Origin of the sequence: Lacimicrobium alkaliphilum, from assembly GCF_002591895.1 — a bacterium.
Classification (GTDB): Bacteria; Pseudomonadota; Gammaproteobacteria; order Enterobacterales; family Alteromonadaceae; genus Lacimicrobium; species Lacimicrobium alkaliphilum.
On the sequence record NZ_NISX01000001.1, the window covers coordinates 263,120 to 282,193 of the forward strand.

16 protein-coding genes are annotated in these 19,074 nt (G+C 48.0%); 8 read left to right on the forward strand and 8 right to left on the reverse strand.

Going from position 1 to position 19,074, the window contains the following annotated elements; all coding sequences use genetic code 11:
* Positions 1 to 56: 56 nt before the first annotated feature.
* Genes CDA54_RS01220 through CDA54_RS01230 form a run of 3 tightly spaced genes read right to left on the reverse strand, consistent with a single transcriptional unit; the run spans position 57 to position 3,207 of the window.
* Entirely contained in the window at positions 57 to 1,385 is a 1,329-nt protein-coding gene (locus CDA54_RS01220) for an anti-phage deoxyguanosine triphosphatase (protein WP_099033170.1), read from the reverse strand.
* 2 nt (positions 1,386 to 1,387) lie between these two features.
* Positions 1,388 to 1,987: a 5'-deoxynucleotidase gene (gene yfbR, locus CDA54_RS01225; RefSeq protein WP_099033171.1), complete on the reverse strand. Its 600-nt coding sequence runs from the start codon at positions 1,985 to 1,987 to the stop codon at positions 1,388 to 1,390.
* A complete protein-coding gene (locus CDA54_RS01230) occupies positions 1,981 to 3,207 on the reverse strand; it encodes a pyridoxal phosphate-dependent aminotransferase (protein WP_099033172.1) in 1,227 nt (408 codons plus the stop codon). The genes yfbR and CDA54_RS01230 overlap by 7 nt, the downstream gene beginning before the upstream one ends.
* 210 nt (positions 3,208 to 3,417) lie before the next feature.
* Between CDA54_RS01230 and CDA54_RS01235 the strand changes: the two genes are divergently transcribed.
* Positions 3,418 to 4,212, forward strand: a complete 795-nt coding sequence (locus CDA54_RS01235; protein WP_099033173.1) for a DUF2189 domain-containing protein — start codon at positions 3,418 to 3,420, stop codon at positions 4,210 to 4,212.
* 22 nt (positions 4,213 to 4,234) lie between these two features.
* Here the strand turns inward: CDA54_RS01235 and yfaE are convergent, their stop codons facing one another.
* The 5 genes from yfaE to ubiG form a co-directional block, all read right to left on the reverse strand.
* Positions 4,235 to 4,519: a class I ribonucleotide reductase maintenance protein YfaE gene (gene yfaE, locus CDA54_RS01240; RefSeq protein WP_373286068.1), complete on the reverse strand. Its 285-nt coding sequence runs from the start codon at positions 4,517 to 4,519 to the stop codon at positions 4,235 to 4,237.
* Positions 4,512 to 5,642 (reverse strand): class Ia ribonucleoside-diphosphate reductase subunit beta, encoded by a 1,131-nt coding sequence (nrdB, locus tag CDA54_RS01245; RefSeq protein ID WP_099033175.1) that lies wholly within the window; start codon positions 5,640 to 5,642, stop codon positions 4,512 to 4,514. Before nrdB ends, yfaE begins: the two co-directional genes overlap by 8 nt.
* 74 nt (positions 5,643 to 5,716) lie before the next feature.
* Positions 5,717 to 8,035: a class 1a ribonucleoside-diphosphate reductase subunit alpha gene (gene nrdA / locus CDA54_RS01250; protein ID WP_099033176.1), complete on the reverse strand. Its 2,319-nt coding sequence runs from the start codon at positions 8,033 to 8,035 to the stop codon at positions 5,717 to 5,719.
* A gap of 367 nt (positions 8,036 to 8,402) precedes the next feature.
* A complete protein-coding gene (locus CDA54_RS01255) occupies positions 8,403 to 9,068 on the reverse strand; it encodes an HAD family hydrolase (protein WP_099033177.1) in 666 nt (221 codons plus the stop codon).
* The gene (ubiG, locus tag CDA54_RS01260) at positions 9,061 to 9,804 is read right to left on the reverse strand and encodes a bifunctional 2-polyprenyl-6-hydroxyphenol methylase/3-demethylubiquinol 3-O-methyltransferase UbiG (protein ID WP_099033178.1); all 744 of its coding nucleotides are present in this window, start codon (positions 9,802 to 9,804) and stop codon (positions 9,061 to 9,063) included. Before ubiG ends, CDA54_RS01255 begins: the two co-directional genes overlap by 8 nt.
* Positions 9,805 to 10,547: 743 nt before the next feature.
* On the opposite strand from ubiG, the gene gyrA reads away from it, so the two are divergent.
* The 7 genes from gyrA (at position 10,548) to CDA54_RS01295 (ending at position 19,070) form a co-directional block, all read left to right on the forward strand.
* Positions 10,548 to 13,238 (forward strand): DNA topoisomerase (ATP-hydrolyzing) subunit A, encoded by a 2,691-nt coding sequence (gene gyrA / locus CDA54_RS01265; RefSeq protein ID WP_099033179.1) that lies wholly within the window; start codon positions 10,548 to 10,550, stop codon positions 13,236 to 13,238.
* A 108-nt stretch (positions 13,239 to 13,346) separates the two neighbouring features.
* Positions 13,347 to 14,432, forward strand: a complete 1,086-nt coding sequence (gene serC, locus CDA54_RS01270; protein ID WP_099033180.1) for a 3-phosphoserine/phosphohydroxythreonine transaminase — start codon at positions 13,347 to 13,349, stop codon at positions 14,430 to 14,432.
* Positions 14,432 to 15,715, forward strand: coding sequence for a 3-phosphoshikimate 1-carboxyvinyltransferase (aroA, locus tag CDA54_RS01275; RefSeq protein WP_099033181.1), 1,284 nt, complete (start codon positions 14,432 to 14,434; stop codon positions 15,713 to 15,715). The genes serC and aroA overlap by 1 nt, the downstream gene beginning before the upstream one ends.
* 141 nt (positions 15,716 to 15,856) lie before the next feature.
* Positions 15,857 to 16,537, forward strand: coding sequence for a (d)CMP kinase (cmk, locus tag CDA54_RS01280; RefSeq protein WP_099033182.1), 681 nt, complete (start codon positions 15,857 to 15,859; stop codon positions 16,535 to 16,537).
* A 105-nt stretch (positions 16,538 to 16,642) separates the two neighbouring features.
* Complete coding sequence (gene rpsA / locus CDA54_RS01285) at positions 16,643 to 18,316, forward strand: 30S ribosomal protein S1 (RefSeq protein ID WP_099033183.1); 1,674 nt, start codon at positions 16,643 to 16,645, stop codon at positions 18,314 to 18,316.
* Between the two features lie 75 nt (positions 18,317 to 18,391).
* A complete protein-coding gene (gene ihfB, locus CDA54_RS01290; RefSeq protein ID WP_099033184.1) occupies positions 18,392 to 18,682 on the forward strand; it encodes an integration host factor subunit beta in 291 nt (96 codons plus the stop codon).
* Between the two features lie 133 nt (positions 18,683 to 18,815).
* A complete protein-coding gene (locus CDA54_RS01295; RefSeq protein WP_180237078.1) occupies positions 18,816 to 19,070 on the forward strand; it encodes a lipopolysaccharide assembly protein LapA domain-containing protein in 255 nt (84 codons plus the stop codon).
* Positions 19,071 to 19,074: the final 4 nt, after the last annotated feature.

Sequence of the window (19,074 nt, forward strand, 5' to 3'; positions counted from 1 at the left end):
TGTATAAATAAACATGCAAGTGTTTTTTTATTGTACGTTATCCAGGTGAGTCACAATTAGTATGTAAAGCCGTTAAGTGACTGGCCTGAGGAACTTTTTGGAAGAAATAACTGGTTATACAGTCGTGAGGCAAACTCATCGGTCATCCCGGCGATATAATCCGCTATTATTCGCATGCCTTGGCGGTGCTTTTCTGCATCGATCCATCGTGCCTGGGTGTTTTCCGGCAATAACCGCATGGGATCAGCAGAAAATGCAGCAAACAGAGCCATTACCAGCTGTTGGCCTTTAAACTCCATTACCTGAACTTCGTATGATTGAATGACCTGCTCGTATACAAACTGTTTGAACAGTCCCAGAGCGTCTGCAAAGGGTTGTGGGAGTACCGCGTTATACTGCAGCAGTGGTTCCTCAAAGTGCTCGTCTGAGCGGTCGATTTCAGTGGCGGTTATAAACCTGTTGACCAGTGCTCCAATAGCGTCTTTACGATGATAATGGCGATCACTGAATAGCTGTTCAGTGAGTTGGTACATAGCCGGACTGAGACCGTCCAGATTTAGCGCCTTAATGGGTTCATAGACCAACCGGATAAATTTCTCTTTGGTAACGATGCCGGTAACAATGGCATCTTCAAGATCATGGATGCTATAGGCTATATCATCGGCCAGTTCCATAATCGAGCAATCAAAGGATTTATAACGGGTTTTCGCATGTACATCGGGCTGGTGAACCGCAGTGGTAAACAGGGTTCTGTCGTTCTCGCTTAAAGGCTGTAAAAGCCAGTCAAATACCTCTTTATCATCGTCAAACAGGCCTTTGGCAGGTATCCAATCTTTGAGCTTAGGGGGCGTCGGCTCTTTTCCGGGCTGAGACGGTGCCTGTAACTCGCTGAGTAAGCCTGGATATTTCACCAGGCCAAGCAGTGTCCGGCGGCACAGATTCATGCCCGCGTCAGCGGTATACAGTTCCAGTTTAGTGAGTATTCTGAAGGTCTGGCCATTGCCTTCAAAGCCGCCATACTCTCTCATCATGTAATTTAATGCGACTTCGCCGCCATGGCCAAAAGGAGGATGGCCGATATCATGAGCAAGGCAAAGCGCCTCGATCAGGCTGTCGTTCAGATCCAGTTCGTCAGCCAGTTGTGGGAATTTCTGTTGTAATAGTGAGGCGATACCGGTGCCGATTTGTGCCGCTTCCAGTGAGTGTGTTAATCGGGTGCGATGAAAATCATTCATCCCTACACCCAGCACCTGAGTCTTTGCCTGTAAACGCCTGAAGGCCGCCGAGTGCAGAATGCGGGCTTTATCGCGTTGAAACCCTGAACGCTGATCGCCGTGACGTTCGGGTTGACTGTGCAAGCGGGATAGCCAGGGTGATTGCGACATACTCACTCCTGAGTGATTTCATCAAGACTGAGCGAAAAACTGGGAACATAGGCCTGAATAAAATAATTCACTTCATCGGCCTGATATGCATTAAGGATTTTATCCAGTCTCTTTTTGGCCAGCTCAAATTCATGATTCCCCGCAGCCAGTTCCTCCAGCGTTTTCAGGTAGGCACAAATGACATCTGCGGCTTTGATAATAAAACGCTCCTGCTCAGTGTGCAGATGATGATCGATCAACTCGGCGTAGTCTTCACGAAACACATCAGGAGTCATATCCAGCAGCTTTTGCTCGGCAATGCTCTCTATTTTCTTATATTCCTTGCTGATGGCGGGGTTAAAATATTTAACCGGCGTCGGCAAGTCTCCGGTGATGACCTCAGAGACATCGTGAAACATGGCCAACGTAGCAATACGGTAAGGGTCTAAATCGCCCTGAAAATATTTATTGCGGATCAGTGCCAATGCATGAGCAACCATGGCGACTTGCAGGCTGTGCTCCTGTACATTCTCAGTACTGACATTACGCATCAACGGCCAGCGATTAATCAGCTTCATCCGGGATAAATGGGCGAAAAAATGACTCTGCTGAGGCTTCACGATACAGACCTCTGTTGATAATTGGCAAAAAAGCGTTCGAGTTTACCCATCGCGCTTTGTAGCTGATCAGTATGAGGCAGAAATACCACGCGAAAATAGCATCCTTGCTTAAGGTTAAATGCACTACCATGGACCAACAGGACCTTTTCCTGTCGCAATAAATCCAGCACCATTAACTCATCGTCTTCAATACTGAATTTTTTAGCATCCACCCGCGCAAAACAATACATAGCGCCTTTGGGTTTTACACAGGAAATGCCGGGGATCTGGTTCAGCATCCGCCAGGCAACATCCCGCTGCAGGCGCAGACGTCCATCTGAGACGACCAGATCATGAATACTCTGATATCCCCCCAGCGCCGTTTGCAACGCATGCTGACAGGGAACATTGGCGCACATGCGCATTGAGCTTAATAACGTCAGCCCCTGCATATAACTGCGGCCAAGCTTCTTGTTACCACTAATCATCATCCAGCCGACACGAAACCCTGCAACCCGGTAGTTTTTGGACAATCCACTTAAGGTCACGAAGAAGACGTCATCGGCCAGTGCAGCTATACACTGATGTCTGGCCTCGTCATAAAGGATTTTGTCGTAGATCTCGTCGCTGAAAATTACCAGATCATGTTTCCGTGCAAGTTCGATGATCTGTAATAACAACTCACGGCTGTACACCGCTCCCGTTGGATTATTGGGGTTGATCAACACAATGGCACGAGTACTAGAGGTGATTTTTGCTTTGATATCATCAATGTCGGGGAACCAGTCTGCGCCTTCATCACATTGATAATGTACCGGGGTACCGGAAGATAAACTGACGGCTGCTGTCCACAATGGGTAATCCGGGCTGGGAATCAGAACTTCATCGCCATTATTCAGCAGTGCCTGCATCGCCATAACAATCAATTCGCTTACCCCATTGCCGATATAGACATCATCAATATCGATATTGGTAATCCCTTGCTGTTGATAGTATTGCATTACAGCCACACGGGCGGAATAGATGCCCTGAGCGTCGCCGTAACCCTGTGCCGTAGGCAGGTTACGGATTACATCCTTAAGAATATCGTCTGGGGCTTCAAAGCCAAAGGGGGCAGGGTTACCGATGTTGAGTTTGAGAACCCGGTGGCCCTCATCTTCAAGGCGTTTAGCCTCGGTCAGTACCGGGCCCCGGATGTCATAACAAACATCGTTGAGTTTAGCGGACTTTACAATCTGTCTCATGAAACAATCAGGTGGCAAAAACGTGGCATACAGGGTATTACCGGGTTCTACTGTGTGGCAAGAAGATCTTTGTCTATAGGGATGGCATTTTGATATAGCTGATTACTGTTTCGTTTTCTTTTTTAAGAATAATTTCTAATATATTGGCCTGTTTTTCTTATCTTTTCGTACGCTAGTACACAGATAATGATAAAAAATGTTGGAGTTACTATGTCGGAATCCTTCAAACAAGTACCTCACAGCCCTGCATCCGAAAGCGCTATCGGGCGGGTGATTCCCTGTAAAAAGCTTGAACCCGGTGATCCGCTTAAATGGCTGGTTCTGGGCTGGCGAGACTTAGCCAGGGCTCCGATGCTGACAGCAATTTATGGGGTTATTTTTGCGGCCATTCCCTGGCTGATTACCTACCTTGTAACGCTGACCGGTTGGCATCTGGTAATTTTGCCATCCATTGTTTGTTTTATGCTTATTGGTCCCTTTTTAGCGGCCGGCCTTTATGATGTCAGTTGGGAACTGGCGAAACAGCATAAACCCAATTTATGGCATAGCATCAAAGCAGTGAAGCGTAATGCAGTTAATGAATGGGGATTTGGTATTCTGTTAACGATTCTGATGATTTTTTGGTTGAGAGTGGCGTCGCTGATCCATGCACTGTACCCTCCCTACCTGGACGACAATCTGCAAAACCTGTTGCCATTTCTGGCCCTTGGGACAGTTATTGGGGCTGGCTTCACGTTGCTGGTGTTCTTTATCAGTGCATTTACTCAACCGGTTCTGATGGAGCGTAGGGTGGACCTGGCCACCGCAGTGCTGACCAGTATGCATGCAGTGTGGAGTAATAAAATACCAATGTTGATCTGGGCAGCCATTATTGCCACCAGTGTTGGAATTGGTTTTGTGACCGGGTTTGCAGGTTTCATTATTCTGATGCCGCTCATTGGATATGCCACCTGGCATGGGTATATAGATACCATAGAAGTTAAACGGGCCCGCCTTTACGAGTAGAGAGATTGTGGAAGCCGGATGTTTATCCCAGCTTAATCACTAAATCAGATTTGGGGACACAGCAACAGGGAAGAATCTCGTCATCGTCTATATATGCCAGGGGGTCGGTAATATATTCGACTTCACCATGGATCAGCTTGGTGCGACAGGCTCCACAAAACCCCTCCCGACAATGAGAGTGGACTTCGAGTTGGTGAGACTCGAGGCTGTCCAGTAACGAGCATTTGCTGGTACAGGGGAGGGGGCCTGGGGTGTTGACCAGTCTGACCTGATAAATAATCCGGGTTTTGTCCATGTCCTCAGAGATCGAAGTCTCCGAAGTCATCGGCATTCACTTCGCTGTCGATTTGTCCTACCAGATAAGAACTGATTTCAGATTCTTGCGGGGCCACCTGAACATTATCGGAATTAAGGTAATTGTTCATCCAGGGCAGGGGATTAGTGGTGACCTCAAAAGGTGACTCCATGCCAATGGCTGACATTCGGTGAGTAGCGATAAATTCCACATACTGACACAGAATATCCTTATTCAGACCAATCATAGAGCCATGCTGGAATAAATAACTGGCCCACTGTTTTTCCTGCTCTACAGCTTTGATAAAGATATCTCTGGCCTGATCGTGACATTCTTCGGCAATTTCTTTCATCTCCGGGTCATCTTTGCCCCGGGCCCAGATGTTAAGAATATGCTGGGTTGAGGTAAGATGGAGGTTTTCATCTCTGGCAATCAGACGGATAATTTTGGAATTACCTTCCATCATTTCGCGTTCCGCGAAGGCAAAGGTACAGGCAAAAGAAACGTAAAAACGTATGGCTTCCAGGGCGTTTACCGAATTCATGCACAGGTAAAGCTTCTTTTTCAGTTCCCGCTGGTTGATCAGATAATCCTGGCCATCTACGTGATGCCTGCCTTCCCCCTGGGTCTGCCATAACTGCGTGGCAAAGATAAGATCATCATAATAACGTGATATATCACTGGCCCGCAGCTTGATCTCATCATTGAGGACAATATCTTCAAATACGTCACTGGGGTCGGAAAACAGATTACGCAGGATATGCGTATAGGAACGTGAATGAATGGTCTCGAAGAATGACCATGTTTCAATCCAGGTTTCCAGCTCTGGCAATGACACAATCGGCAAAAACGCAATGTTAGGACTGCGCCCCTGTACCGAGTCGAGCAAGGTCTGATATTTCAGGTTAGAAATAAAAATATGCTTTTCCGAGTCTGTCAGTTTTTGAAAATCAACCCGGTCTTTACTCACGTCGACTTCTTCAGGACGCCAGAAAAAAGAAATTTGCTTCTCGATCAGTTTCTCGAAAATATTGTGCTTCTGCTGATCATAACGGGCAACATTGACTGGGTTGCCGAAGAACATCGGCTCTGTGAGCGGATTAGAAACTTTCTGGTTAAAGGTGGTGTATTTCATTGATTATTCGATTTGGTTGTTCTGAAAATCCATTGGTAGTGTCCTAAACGAGCACTACCAATACCTGATACACATTAAATCTTGCAGGCGCCACCTGCACAATCATCGTCCTCTTCGATCACCGCCTCTACAGCCGGACGTTCGGCTTTTTTGGCAGTCATTTCTCCCTGCGTATCCGACGCACCGTCACGAGTATTGTGGTAATACATGGTTTTCACCCCCAGCTTATAGGCCGTAAGAAGGTCTTTAAGCAACAGCTTCATAGGAACTTTACCACCGTCATACTTACCGGGATCGTAACTGGTATTTGCTGATATGGTCTGATCGACAAACTTCTGCATGATCGCCACCAGTTGCAGGTAACCGTCATTAGAAGGAATATCCCACAACAGTTCATACTGGTTCTTCAGTTTGTCGTACTCGGGTACGACTTGCTTCAGTACACCGTCTTTACTGGATTTAATACTGATATGCCCTCGTGGAGGTTCAATACCATTGGTTGCGTTAGAGATCTGTGAAGACGTTTCCGATGGCATCAGTGCTGACAAAGTACTGTTACGCAGGCCATGCTGCCGGATATTCTCTCTCAGCCCATCCCAGTCATAGTGCAAAGGCTCGTTACAGATCCCATCAAGGTCCTTTTTATAACTGTCAATGGGCATAATGCCTTTGGCGTAGGTCGTTTCATTAAACTTCGGGCAGGCGCCTTTTTCTCTGGCCAGGTTGTTTGATGCTTTTAACAGATAATACTGGATAGCCTCAAACGTACGATGCACCAGGCCATTCGCACTGCCATCAGAATAACGAACGCCATTCTTAGCCAGGTAATACGCAAAATTGATAACGCCCACTCCCAGCGTACGCCGGCCCATGGTCGCATTATAGGCAGCCGGTACGGGATAATCCTGATAGTCCAACAAGCTGTCCAGGGCTCTGACCGCCAGCTCAGCCATCTCCTCCAGTTCATCGAGGCTCTCAATGGCACCAAGATTGAATGCAGAGAGGGTACAGAGTGCTATTTCACCCTTTTCATCATTAACGTGCTCAAGTGGTTTGGTGGGTAAGGCTATTTCCAGACACAGGTTACTCTGACGTACCGGTGCAACCTGAGGATCAAAAGGGCTATGGGTGTTACAGTGATCTACATTCTGCAAATAGATTCGCCCGGTACTCGCACGTTCCTGCATAAACAGGCTAAACAGCTCAACCGCTTTAATCTGTTTTTTACGAATAGCCGGATCCTGCTCATATTGAACATATAACTGCTCGAATTTAGTCTGATCGGCAAAAAAAGCATCATACAAGCCCGGTACATCAGAGGGGCTGAACAGAGTGATATGTTCATCTTTGATCAGGCGCTGATACATGAGCTTGTTAAATTGCACACCGTAATCCAGGTGGCGCACCCGGTTTTCTTCTACGCCACGGTTATTTTTCAGCACCAGCAGAGACTCTACTTCCAGATGCCACAATGGATAGAACAGGGTCGCTGCGCCACCACGTACGCCCCCCTGAGAACAGCTTTTAACCGCTGTCTGAAAATACTTGTAAAAGGGCAGGCACCCTGTATGAAAGGCTTCACCACCGCGAATCGGGCTTCCCAATGCACGAATGCGCCCGGCGTTTATACCTATTCCTGCACGCTGGCTGACATACTTAACAATGGCGCTGGCAGTGGCATTGATTGAGTCCAGACTGTCACCACACTCAATTAACACACAGGAACTGAACTGCCGGGTAGGTGTGCGTACGCCCGACATAATAGGCGTTGGTAATGAAATCTTAAATTTAGACACGGCATCATAGAAGCGTCTGATGTAGCTCATCCGGGATTCTTTGGGATAGTTGGCGAACAGACAGGCCGCCACCAGAATGTACAGGAACTGCGCACTTTCATAGATTTCGCCGGTGACCCGGTTTTGTACCAGATACTTTCCCTCTAACTGTTTGACGGCGGCATAACTGAAGTTCATATCACGCCAATGGTCGAGGTACTCGTCCATTTGTTCGAATTCGTCCTGCGTGTAATCTTCAAGCAAATGATGATCGTATTTGCCTTTGTCTACCATTCTGGCCACATGCTGATAAAGCCCCGGCGGCTCGAACTGCCCATATGCCTTTTTACGCAGATGGAAGATCGCCAGCCGGGCAGCAAGATACTGGTAATCCGGACTTTCTTTTGAGATCAGGTCGGCTGCTGATTTAATCAGTGTTTCATGAATATCTGAGGTCTTAATGCCATCATAAAACTGAATGTGAGCTTTTATCTCAACCTGAGAGACGGACACATTCTGCAATCCCTCTGCAGCCCAGGTAATGACTTTATGAATTTTATCCAGATCGAGGTGCTCTTGTTCGCCAGAGCGTTTGGTAACGAGAAGCGTATTATTCATGCCGGTAGCCGTCTTATTGTTGTCTGTTTAGCGTACTTTAGGCGCAGCATCAGTGAGCTGCGCGGAGGAAAATCTGCTACATGTGAGTCTTAAGCTCACATACAGCAAGACACAAGATAGTGAGGTTTTAGGTGATATGCAACCCAATATCTGGTGTTTTATTCATCATTCAGACACAAGTCATTAAACAGGTTAGTAGCGACTCACTGAGTAGTGGCGAACAGCAAGCCATATTCAGGAATGCAATAGGCGAAAAGGGGATATTTAACCAATAAAATATTTACTTCCAAAAACTTAAATTGCTATACAAATAAGATCTAAAGGCGCTTTTTTAACCATCTGGTTTGGCAAACACACCAGGGTAGTGTTAACCAATATACCGCAGAAGCTGTTCGGGTTGACTGATACGCAGGGAAGCTTTCCACTGGTGAGGCAGTTCGCTGGGACATATGTACCCATATTCTGCCAGAACCGGGACCATTGAAGCGGCACTGGCGGCGAGGATATCCCGCTCTGCGTCGCCAATATACCAAATGTTGCCATGTTCGATAGCCAGATGCTCTTGCGCCATAAATAATTGTGCCGGATGGGGTTTGCGCTGAGGCAGTGTATCGCCACTAATAACGATATCCGCATGATGTAACTGCGGAAAATGTTGTAGTAGCGGGGTAGTCAGGTGTTCCGGCTTATTTGTGACGATCCCCCAGGGTAAACCGGCTTGCTGTATTCCATCTATGAGTTGCGCCACCCCGTCAAACAAACGGGTATGAGTGTTTAACTGGTTGGCATAACAGGCCAGAAAGTCTGCGCGCAGAGTTTCATAGTCAAAGTTCTGAAGTTGCTCACCAAACCCCAGGCCAAGCATTCCCTTAGCTCCATGAGAAGCGATAGGACGGTATTCGTTGTATTCGCGCTGCGGCAAATCATATTGGTTTAGCAGCAGATTCAGTGCTTCCCCCATATCCCTTGCCGTATCGAGCAATGTGCCATCAAGATCGAACAAAAAGGCGTGTGGCCGATGTAAATTACTCATCCTCAGCCCTTTGACAATGAAGCAGGTAATTTACATCTACATTTTTGTCAGACAGATAGTAATCACCGGTTAACGGGTTCAGATGCAGGCCTTCAATATGCCGACATAACAGATCTGTGTTATCCAGCCAGCTCATCAATTCACTGGGACGGATAAATTTACTGTGCTGATGGGTGCCTTTTGGAACGAGGTTAAGCAGGTATTCTGCCCCCACAATCGCCATCAGATAAGACTTTATATTGCGGTTCAAAGTGGAAAAAAATATCTGTCCCCCGGGCTTAACCAACCTGGCACAGGCGTTCACTACAGATTGGGGGTCCGGTACATGCTCGAGCATTTCCATGCAACTGACCAGATCAAACTGCCCGGCAAATTTGTCGGCAAAATCTTCTACTGTGGACAGTTGATAATCGACTTTTACACCCGTTTCCAAACCATGAAGTCTGGCCACGTCAATCGCGTCTTTGGCCATATCGATACCCGTTACCTGCGCGCCTTGTGCCGCCATACTCTCTGCCAGAATACCGCCGCCACAGCCCACATCCAGAGCCTTTTTAGCAAACAGTCCCTGACTGTGCAGGCTAATAAAATCGAGTCGTAGCGGGTTAATCTGATGCAGCGGTTTAAATTCTCCGTCGAGATCCCACCAGCGGCTCGCAAGGGCTGAAAACTTATCAATTTCCTGCTGGTCCACATTCTGTTGTGGACCCTCTGAAGTAACGTTCTGTTGCGTCATTGCATGCTCTGTCCGCTAAAAAATATGTTGTTTAGTATAAACATCTGCTGTGAGCAGAGATAGACCTGAATAGTCTGTTGAACCTTAGGGCCTGTTGATCTTTACTGTATGTTTTTGCAGCGAGTTGTGCGGTATTTATACAATGAAGCACGATTGTAGTGTAGTTGCTCTACATGAAAGAGAGCTGAAGCAGTAGAAATGCCGCACAAACGCTGTCCTTCGGATTCATCTTAAACGCTTTTTACTCTTTGTTGCAGCATTTCGACTTAATCCATTAGGCCTTCAACGCTGTGCCTCGATTAAAAAGCGTTTAATTAGAACAAAATTCATACAGCAAAGATCAACAGGCCCTAGTGCTGGCTGAGACAAACAGGTCCGTTGGCACGCTTTTTCAGTTTGCAGCGCTGCGCCAGTCCCCAAAAACTCTGGCGCAGAGTGATAAGTGTCATTACCGCTCAGAGCAATCATCCGGATTAGGCCCGTTTATTGTCAGGCCAGTGTGCATGCCTTTGAAGTATCCCGGGCATCGGCCTCTGGCTGAGTGACTCTGAAACAGGCTCTGGTGTTCACTATTTAACCATTGTGTGCACTATATGATGGCTATTTATTTGCAAATTTAGGTGGTACTATTGCGGGCTACCAAAACCCTAAACGAAACCAATAAATTTACCGGAACCTGTTAACGGCATTTGCTGAAGCCGAGACCGGAAGATGTAGATTATAAAAAGGGAACAGGGCTGTATATGACTGATCGCGCCAAAGAAATTCTCCCCATTAATATAGAAGATGAGCTGAAAAGCTCTTACCTGGATTATGCCATGAGCGTCATAGTAGGCAGAGCGCTGCCTGACGTTCGTGATGGTCTGAAGCCGGTGCACAGACGTGTGCTGTTTGCCATGAATGAGCTGAAAAACGACTTTAACAAGCCGTATAAAAAATCAGCCCGTGTGGTGGGGGACGTGATAGGTAAATATCACCCTCATGGTGACTCGGCGGTTTACGATACGATCGTGCGTATGGCGCAGCCTTTCTCGCTGCGTTATATGTTGGTCGACGGTCAGGGCAACTTCGGTTCCGTTGACGGTGATTCTGCTGCGGCAATGCGTTATACCGAAGTTCGAATGGCCAAAATCTCCCATGATTTGTTGGCTGATCTGGAAAAAGAAACGGTTAACTTTGTACCAAACTATGATGGTACGGAACAGATTCCCGAAGTATTACCGACGCGAGTGCCTAATCTGCTGGTCAACGGTTCCTCGGGGATCGCCGTGGGTATGGCCACCAATATTCCGCCGCATAACCTCACAGAAGTGATCACGGGTTGCATTGCGTTGATCAATAACCCTGACATCAGTATTGAAGAACTGATGCAGCATATTCCAGGCCCGGATTTCCCTACCGCAGCCATGATCAGTGGTCGCAAGGGCATAGAAGAAGCCTATCGTACCGGTCGTGGACGTATTTATCTCAGAGCCAAAGCAGAGATTGAAACTGAAGATAATGGGAAAGAAACCATTATTGTCAATGAGATCCCCTATCAGGTGAACAAAGCTCGCTTGATTGAGAAGATTGCTGAACTGGTTAAAGAAAAGAAAATTGAAGGCATCTCTGCGCTGCGTGATGAGTCTGATAAAGACGGTATGCGCATTGTTGTTGAAGTAAAGCGCAATGAGTCGGCAGAAGTACTGCTGAATCACCTTTATTCTCAGACGCAATTGCAGACAGTTTTCGGTATTAACATGGTGGCGCTGGATAATACCCAGCCAAAGATTTTCAATCTTAAAGAAATTCTTGAATGCTTTGTATTGCACCGCCGTGAAGTGGTTACCCGTCGTACAGTTTTTGAATTACGCAAGGCAAGAGACCGGGCTCATATCCTTGAAGGCCTGGCGGTTGCACTGGCCAATATTGATCCGATTATTGCCTTGATCAAAGCTTCACAGAGTCCGGCTGACGCTAAGGCATCTCTTGTTGCACAGGGATGGGCGCTGGGTGATGTAGCGGACATGCTTGAGCGCGCCGGTGTTGATGCTGCGCGACCCGATTGGCTTGAGCCGGAATTTGGTATTCGCGATGGTCAGTATTACCTGACAGAAGCCCAGGCCCAGGCGATTCTGGAACTACGCCTGCACAAGCTCACAGGCCTTGAACATGACAAGATCCTGGCAGAGTATAAAGAGCTGCTGGAACTTATCGCGGAGCTGATGCATATTCTGGCCAGCCCGGAACGCTTAATGGAAGTGATTCGTGAAGAGCTGGAAAAAATCCGTGATGAATACGGTGATGAGCGACGCACCGAAATCACTGCGGCCAGTCATGACATTGATATTGAAGATCTGATTGAGCGTGAAGAAGTGGTAGTGACCTTATCTCACGAAGGTTATGTGAAGTATCAGCGTCTGGCCGACTATGAAGCCCAGAAGCGTGGCGGTAAAGGCAAGTCTGCCACCAAAATGAAAGATGAAGATTTCATCAATAAATTGCTGGTAGCTAACACACATGATTATATTCTGTGTTTCTCTACCCGTGGCCGTTTGTACTGGATTAAAACCTATCGCTTACCGCTGGCCGGACGTAATGCCAGAGGGCGGCCGATAGTGAATATTCTGCCGCTGGAAGAAAACGAACGTATCACCGCCATGCTGCCCATCAGCGAATTTGTCGATGACAGATATGTACTGATGGCCACAGCCTTTGGTACGGTCAAAAAGACTGAACTCAGTCAGTATTCCCGCCCGCGTGCCAGTGGCATTATTGCGGTTAATCTGAATGATGGCGATGAGCTGATCGGCGTGGCTCTGACTGATGGTCAGAGTGATATCATGCTCTTTTCCGATGCCGGAAAAGTGGTGCGTTTTAATGAGAAAGTGCGGGATTCGGAGACCGGCCAGGTCAAAATCGACCCGGAAACCGGTGACGAAATATTAGCTTTAAGACCAATGGGCCGTACCGCAACCGGTGTGCGTGGTATTCGTCTGCAGGATAACCAGAAAGTGGTGTCTCTGATTGTGCCACAAGGTGAGGGTGCAGTACTCACCGTGACCGAGAATGGCTTCGGTAAACGCACCCCGCTGGAGGACTACCCGGCTAAGAGCCGTGCCACTCAGGGCGTTGTCTCGATCAAAGTATCAGAACGTAACGGTGCAGTGGTCGGTGCGGTACAGGTTGATGAAACTGACGAAATTATGCTGATTAGTGATCAGGGCACACTGGTGCGTACCCGGGTCAGCGAAGTGTCAACGGTAGGCCGTAATACTCAGGGCGTGCGCCTGATCCGTACCGGTGAAAATGAGCACGTGGTCGGCTTACAACGAATAGAAGAGGTGGATGCCTCTGATGCCCTGGCAGAAGAAGAAGGCCTGGAGGCAGAGGGGCAGCAGAGTGAGCAAACCGACGCTAACAACAACGACGGCACAATAACGACAGAAGATTGAGCCGGAGGAATAAAACCTCGCTAAGAAGGTCACATCCTCTTAAATAGGTATACAACGGGTAGTCCGGTTAATCATCCGGGCTGCTCGTTTGTTGTTTTGAGAGTATCAATGAGCAAGGTATATAATTTTTGTGCCGGCCCTGCCATGTTGCCGGAGCCGGTAATGGAGCAGGCCAAAGAAGAATTACTCGATTGGCAGGGCCATGGTTGTTCAGTCATGGAGCTTAGCCATCGCAGTAAAGCCTTTATAGAAGTGGCCGAACAAGCGGAAGCCGACCTGCGGGACTTACTAAGCATCCCAGAGCAATACCGGGTACTTTTCACTCACGGTGGTGGCCGTGGTCAATTCTCGGCAGTACCCATGAACCTGAGCAAGGAATCGGCCAGCGCCGATTATCTGGTTTCGGGCTCCTGGTCTTCAGCTGCACTGACTGAAGCCAGAAAATATCTGCAAGTAAATCAGGTGGCTGAAGCTACGATAGTGGATGGTGTTAAACGGATGCCTGACAGGGGTGACTGGCAGTGTGATCCTAAGGCCGCTTATTTCCATTATTGCCCGAATGAAACCGTTGATGGCATTGCCATTGAGCAGATCCCGGATACTGGTGATGTGCCACTGGTGGCCGATATGTCTTCTACTATATTGTCCTCTCCTCTGGATATCTCCCGATTTGGCTTGATTTACGCCGGTGCACAAAAAAATATCGGTCCTTCTGGCTTGTCAGTAGTGATTGTTAAAGATGAACTGTTGGGGCAGGCTAGAAAACAGACTCCATCCATCTTTGATTATCAGCTGCAAGCCAGTCAGGGCTCAATGTTTAATACCCCTGCTACCTTTGCGTGGTATTTAGCCGGGCTGGTGTTTAAATGGCTCAAAGCGCAAGGCGGTGTGGAAGAAATGCAGCGACGAAATGCGGATAAATCGTCGTTATTGTATGGGTGCATAGATAGCTCAGATTTTTACCTCAATGCTATCCACCGCGACTACCGCTCAAAAATGAATGTGCCGTTTCAGTTGCACAATCCGGAATTAGACAAAGCGTTCCTGCAACAGGCTGAAGAAGCCGGTTTAACAGCCCTGGCAGGACATCGGAGTGTAGGAGGCATGCGCGCAAGTATTTATAATGCGATGCCTGTTGCCGGCGTGCAGGCCCTGGTGGAGTTTATGCAAGATTTTGAAAGGAAAATGGGCTGATGGAACAACTCAGACTTGACCCTATTAGCCGTATTGATGGGGAAATCAACCTGCCGGGCTCCAAAAGCCTGTCAAACCGGGCCCTGTTGCTGGCTGCGCTGGCTTCAGGAGAGACCCTGTTAACCAATTTGCTCGACAGCGAAGATATTCGTCATATGCTAAAGGCGTTGACGCAATTGGGCGTCAGTTACGAACTCAATGAGGACAAAACTCAATGCAGGGTTAAAGGCCTGGGCGGAGCCTTCAGGACGATGGAGCCTGAGTGTTTATTTTTGGGTAATGCAGGAACGGCAATGCGTCCATTGGCCGCAGCACTGGCACTATCGCAGGGGCAATTTGAGCTTACCGGCGAACCTCGTATGGAAGAGCGACCAATCGGCGCATTAGTTGAAGCCCTTCAGCAGCTCGGTGCAGACATCCGTTATCTGAAAAATAACGGCTTTCCACCATTACAGATTCATGGCAAAACCTTAGCCGGTGGCAAAGTAACTGTGGATGGCAGTGTTTCCAGTCAGTTTCTGACTGCGCTCCTGATGGCAGCCCCCTTACTAAAGAGCGAAATAGAAATAGAGATTGCTGGTGAGTTGGTTTCCAAACCCTATATTGATATCACTCTGGATACCATGAACCGATTTGGTGTGCAGGTTGAAAACCATCAGTATGAGCGATTTGTAATCAGTGAAGGACAGCAATATCGTTCTCCGGGTACGTTTCTGGTCGAGGGAGATGCGTCTTCAGCTTCCTATTTCCTTGCTGCCGCAGCAATCAAAGGAGGCAGAGTAAAAGTCACCGGTATAGGTCGTGACAGTATTCAGGGTGACAAGCACTTTGCTTCGGTGCTCGAAGCCATGGGCGCAGTGGTTAATTGGGGAGCCGATTATATTGAAGTGGAGCGGGGCAACTTACACGCCGTAGATATGGATATGAATGCCATCCCCGATGCTGCCATGACGATTGCCACTGCGGCATTGTTTGCTCAGGGAACGACGGCTATCCGCAATATCTATAACTGGCGGGTCAAAGAAACGGACAGGTTGCATGCGATGGCAACCGAACTGCGTAAAGTGGGTGCTCATGTGGTCGAAGGTCATGATTTTATTGAAATCACGCCTCCGGCGCAGTTAAAAGAAGCACAGATAGACACCTACAATGATCATCGCATCGCCATGTGCTTTTCGCTGGTGGCGCTGAGTGATACTGCCGTGGTAATAAATGACCCTGGCTGCACCGCGAAAACCTTTCCCGACTATTTTCACCAGTTGGCCAGAATCAGCCATAATTGAGGCTGTAATCAGAAAGCCTGAGATCCCCCGGGGAAGGTATACTTCCCCATTTTCCCTGTTGTTCCGTTACTTAAATTGCTTATCACTGGCTAAGGCGTATAATTGCGCGCGATTTCAGCCTCGACAGAATTGGGAGAAAAGATGCAATCAGCAGCTGTCATAACAATCGACGGACCGAGTGGCGCGGGTAAGGGGACAGTCAGTACCATGCTGGCAGCGAGACTGGGTTGGCATTTTCTCGACAGCGGGGCCATCTACCGGGTGTTGGCGGTTGCCTCAGTGCATCATCAGATAGATGCTCAGGATGAGCTTGGGCTTGTGCCTCTGGCATCGGGACTGGATGTGAATTTTGATATACAGGATGAGCAGACCCGGATTATCCTTGAAGGAGAAGATGTCAGCGACAGCATACGCACTGAAGAAGTCGGTGCTCTGGCTTCACAGGTCGCCTCATTACCCAGAGTCAGAGAAGCATTGTTACGTCGTCAGCGAGCGTTCAGAGAAGCGCCTGGCCTGGTCGCTGATGGCCGTGATATGGGCACAGTGGTATTCCCGTCAGCAGAGGCAAAAATATTCCTCACAGCAAGCGCTGAAGAGCGTGCCAGCAGGCGCTATAAGCAGTTGAAAGATAAGGGGCGCGATGTTAGCATTGACCGCCTTTTGACCGATATCAAGGCGCGGGACGAGCGGGATATGAACCGTTCTGTTGCTCCTTTGAAAGCGGCTGAAGATGCGCTGGTGCTTGACTCCACAACAATGACAGTGGAGCAAGTGCTTGATACTGTTGTGGAATTTGTAGAAAAGAAACTCCATAACAGTTAAAAACGATGTAAAAACTGCTCGGGGCCAGGAAGGTACGAGCCAATACGAACAACCCCACATTAGCGGGAGTGCTGAGTGGATGTCAATATGTAAATTAATCAAACTATGACTGAAAATTTTGCTCAACTTTTTGAAGAAAGTTTAAAACAACTTGAAACCCGTCCCGGTGCCATTGTTAAAGGCACTGTTGTTGCTATCGATAAAGATATCGTACTGGTAGACGCGGGTCTCAAGTCTGAAAGTGCCATTCCTGCCGAACAGTTCAAAAATGCTGAAGGCGAACTGGAAATCGCGGTTGGCGATACCGTTGATGTGGCACTGGATGCGGTGGAAGACGGCTTTGGTGAAACCATCCTGTCCCGCGAGAAAGCCAAGCGTCATGAAGCCTGGGTTGAGTTAGAAAAAGCTTATGATGAGAAAGCCACTATCATTGGTGTGATCAATGGTAAGGTGAAAGGTGGATTTACGGTCGAAGTGAATGCCGTACGCGCCTTCCTGCCAGGCTCTTTGGTAGATGTGCGCCCTGTTCGTGATACTACTCACCTGGAAGGTAAAGAGCTGGAATTTAAAGTTATCAAGCTGGATGCCAAACGTAACAACGTCGTGGTTTCCCGCCGTGCTGTTATCGAAGCTGAGAACAGTGCAGAACGCGAGCAGTTGCTGGCCAACCTTGAAGAAGGGCTTGAAGTTAAAGGTATTGTTAAGAACCTGACTGACTACGGTGCCTTCGTTGACTTAGGTGGCGTAGATGGCCTGCTGCATATTACCGACATGGCCTGGAAACGTGTTAAACACCCCAGCGAAATCGTCAATGTTGGCGATGAAATACAGGTTAAAGTCCTTAAGTTTGATCGCGAGAAGTCCCGCGTATCACTTGGCATGAAGCAGATGGGCAGTGACCCATGGACAGAAATTGCCGATCGTTATCCGGAAGGTACCCGTCTGAGTGGTCAGGTCACTAATCTGACTGATTATGGTTGCTTCGTTGAGATCGAAGACGGTGTAGAAGGTCTGGTACACGTATCTGAAATGGACTGGACTAATAAGAATATCCATCCGTCTAAGGTTGTTAACCTGGGTGATACCGTAGAAGTTATGGTTCTGGAAATCGACGAAGAACGTCGTCGTATTTCTCTTGGTCTGAAACAGTGCAAACCTAACCCATGGGAAGAGTTTGCCAAGTCGCATAATAAAGGCGACAAAGTATCTGGTAAGATCAAATCCATTACTGATTTCGGTATCTTTATCGGCCTTGATGGTGGTATTGATGGTCTGGTTCACCTTTCTGACATTTCCTGGAATAAAACAGGTGAAGATGCTGTACGTGAATTCAAGAAAGGAGATGAAATCTCCGCTATCGTATTGCAGGTTGATCCAGAGCGTGAGCGGATCTCTCTTGGCGTCAAGCAAATCGAAGAAGATCCTTTCAATAAGTATCTGACAGATAACAAGAAAGGTGCTATCGTTGTTGGTAAGGTTACCGCTGTAGACGCTAAGGGCGTAACAGTTGAACTGGCTGAAGAAGTTGAAGGTTACATTCGTGCAGCAGATTTGATGCGTGATCGTGTAGACGATGCTTCTGAAGTAGTAAATGTCGGTGAAGACATTGAGGCCAAGTTCGTTGGTGTTGATCGCAAGAACCGCGTAGTCAGCTTGTCTGTGAAGGCAAAAGACCAGGCGGAAGAGAAAGAAGCGATTGAGAAAGTAAACCAGCAGGACGAAGGTGGCTTTGGCAGTGCAATGGCAGAAGCCTTTAAAGCTGCGAAAGGCGAAGAGTAAAAGGACGGGAGGCCGTCCTGGCCTCCCTCACTTCATCGGTAACGGTAAGGGCTTTACCAGGACAATGAGGTTGCCATGACCAAATCGGAATTAATCGAAAGACTGGCCGAACAGTCTCAACATATTCCTGCTAAGGACGTTGAGCTGGCAATAAAGGAAATGCTGGAACAGATGGCGCAAACCCTTCAGAAGGGGGAGCGAATCGAGATCCGCGGCTTTGGCAGTTTCTCACTGCATTATCGTGCACCCAGAGTGGGTCGTAACCCTAAAACGGGGGAAACGGTTAAGCTGGATGGCAAATACGTACCGCACTTTAAACCCGGTAAAGAGCTCAGGGAGAGAGTTAACGTCGGTCTGACCCATTAATCATTACCGAATAGCAAACGGCATTCTTTTTAAGAATGCCGTTTTTTTTTCTATGCAATTCATTGGTATAATCAACCATCTGTATTCCCTGCCGCGCTGAAATCTATTACTGCGCGGCCTGTAGGAGATTCCATTGAAACTGATATTGGCGTTATTGCTTGCTTTGCTGGTGTTTCTTCTTGCGCTGGCCCTTGGTGCACAAAATGACCAATTGATACGGGTCAATTACCTGATAGCACAAAGTCAGTTGCCGCTTTCTGCGCTGATGGCTATCTGTTTTGTCGGTGGTGTCGCCGTCACCGTGGCTATATGGCTGCTGTGGTTTATGGGGTACCGCCTCAAGGTTCGTCGCAGAACCAGGACAGCTAATACCAGTCCGGGCTCCTGAGCTC

Coding starts and splice junctions, on each gene's coding strand:
- CDA54_RS01220 (WP_099033170.1), bottom strand. CDS start 1,385: ATGTCGCAATCACCCTGGCTATCCCGCTTGCACAGTCAACCCGAACGT.
- CDA54_RS01230 (WP_099033172.1), bottom strand. CDS start 3,207: ATGAGACAGATTGTAAAGTCCGCTAAACTCAACGATGTTTGTTATGAC.
- CDA54_RS01235 (WP_099033173.1), top strand. CDS start 3,418: ATGTCGGAATCCTTCAAACAAGTACCTCACAGCCCTGCATCCGAAAGC.
- nrdB (WP_099033175.1), bottom strand. CDS start 5,642: ATGAAATACACCACCTTTAACCAGAAAGTTTCTAATCCGCTCACAGAG.
- nrdA (WP_099033176.1), bottom strand. CDS start 8,035: ATGAATAATACGCTTCTCGTTACCAAACGCTCTGGCGAACAAGAGCAC.
- CDA54_RS01255 (WP_099033177.1), bottom strand. CDS start 9,068: ATGAGTAATTTACATCGGCCACACGCCTTTTTGTTCGATCTTGATGGC.
- ubiG (WP_099033178.1), bottom strand. CDS start 9,804: ATGACGCAACAGAACGTTACTTCAGAGGGTCCACAACAGAATGTGGAC.
- gyrA (WP_099033179.1), top strand. CDS start 10,548: ATGACTGATCGCGCCAAAGAAATTCTCCCCATTAATATAGAAGATGAG.
- serC (WP_099033180.1), top strand. CDS start 13,347: ATGAGCAAGGTATATAATTTTTGTGCCGGCCCTGCCATGTTGCCGGAG.
- aroA (WP_099033181.1), top strand. CDS start 14,432: ATGGAACAACTCAGACTTGACCCTATTAGCCGTATTGATGGGGAAATC.
- cmk (WP_099033182.1), top strand. CDS start 15,857: ATGCAATCAGCAGCTGTCATAACAATCGACGGACCGAGTGGCGCGGGT.
- rpsA (WP_099033183.1), top strand. CDS start 16,643: ATGACTGAAAATTTTGCTCAACTTTTTGAAGAAAGTTTAAAACAACTT.
- ihfB (WP_099033184.1), top strand. CDS start 18,392: ATGACCAAATCGGAATTAATCGAAAGACTGGCCGAACAGTCTCAACAT.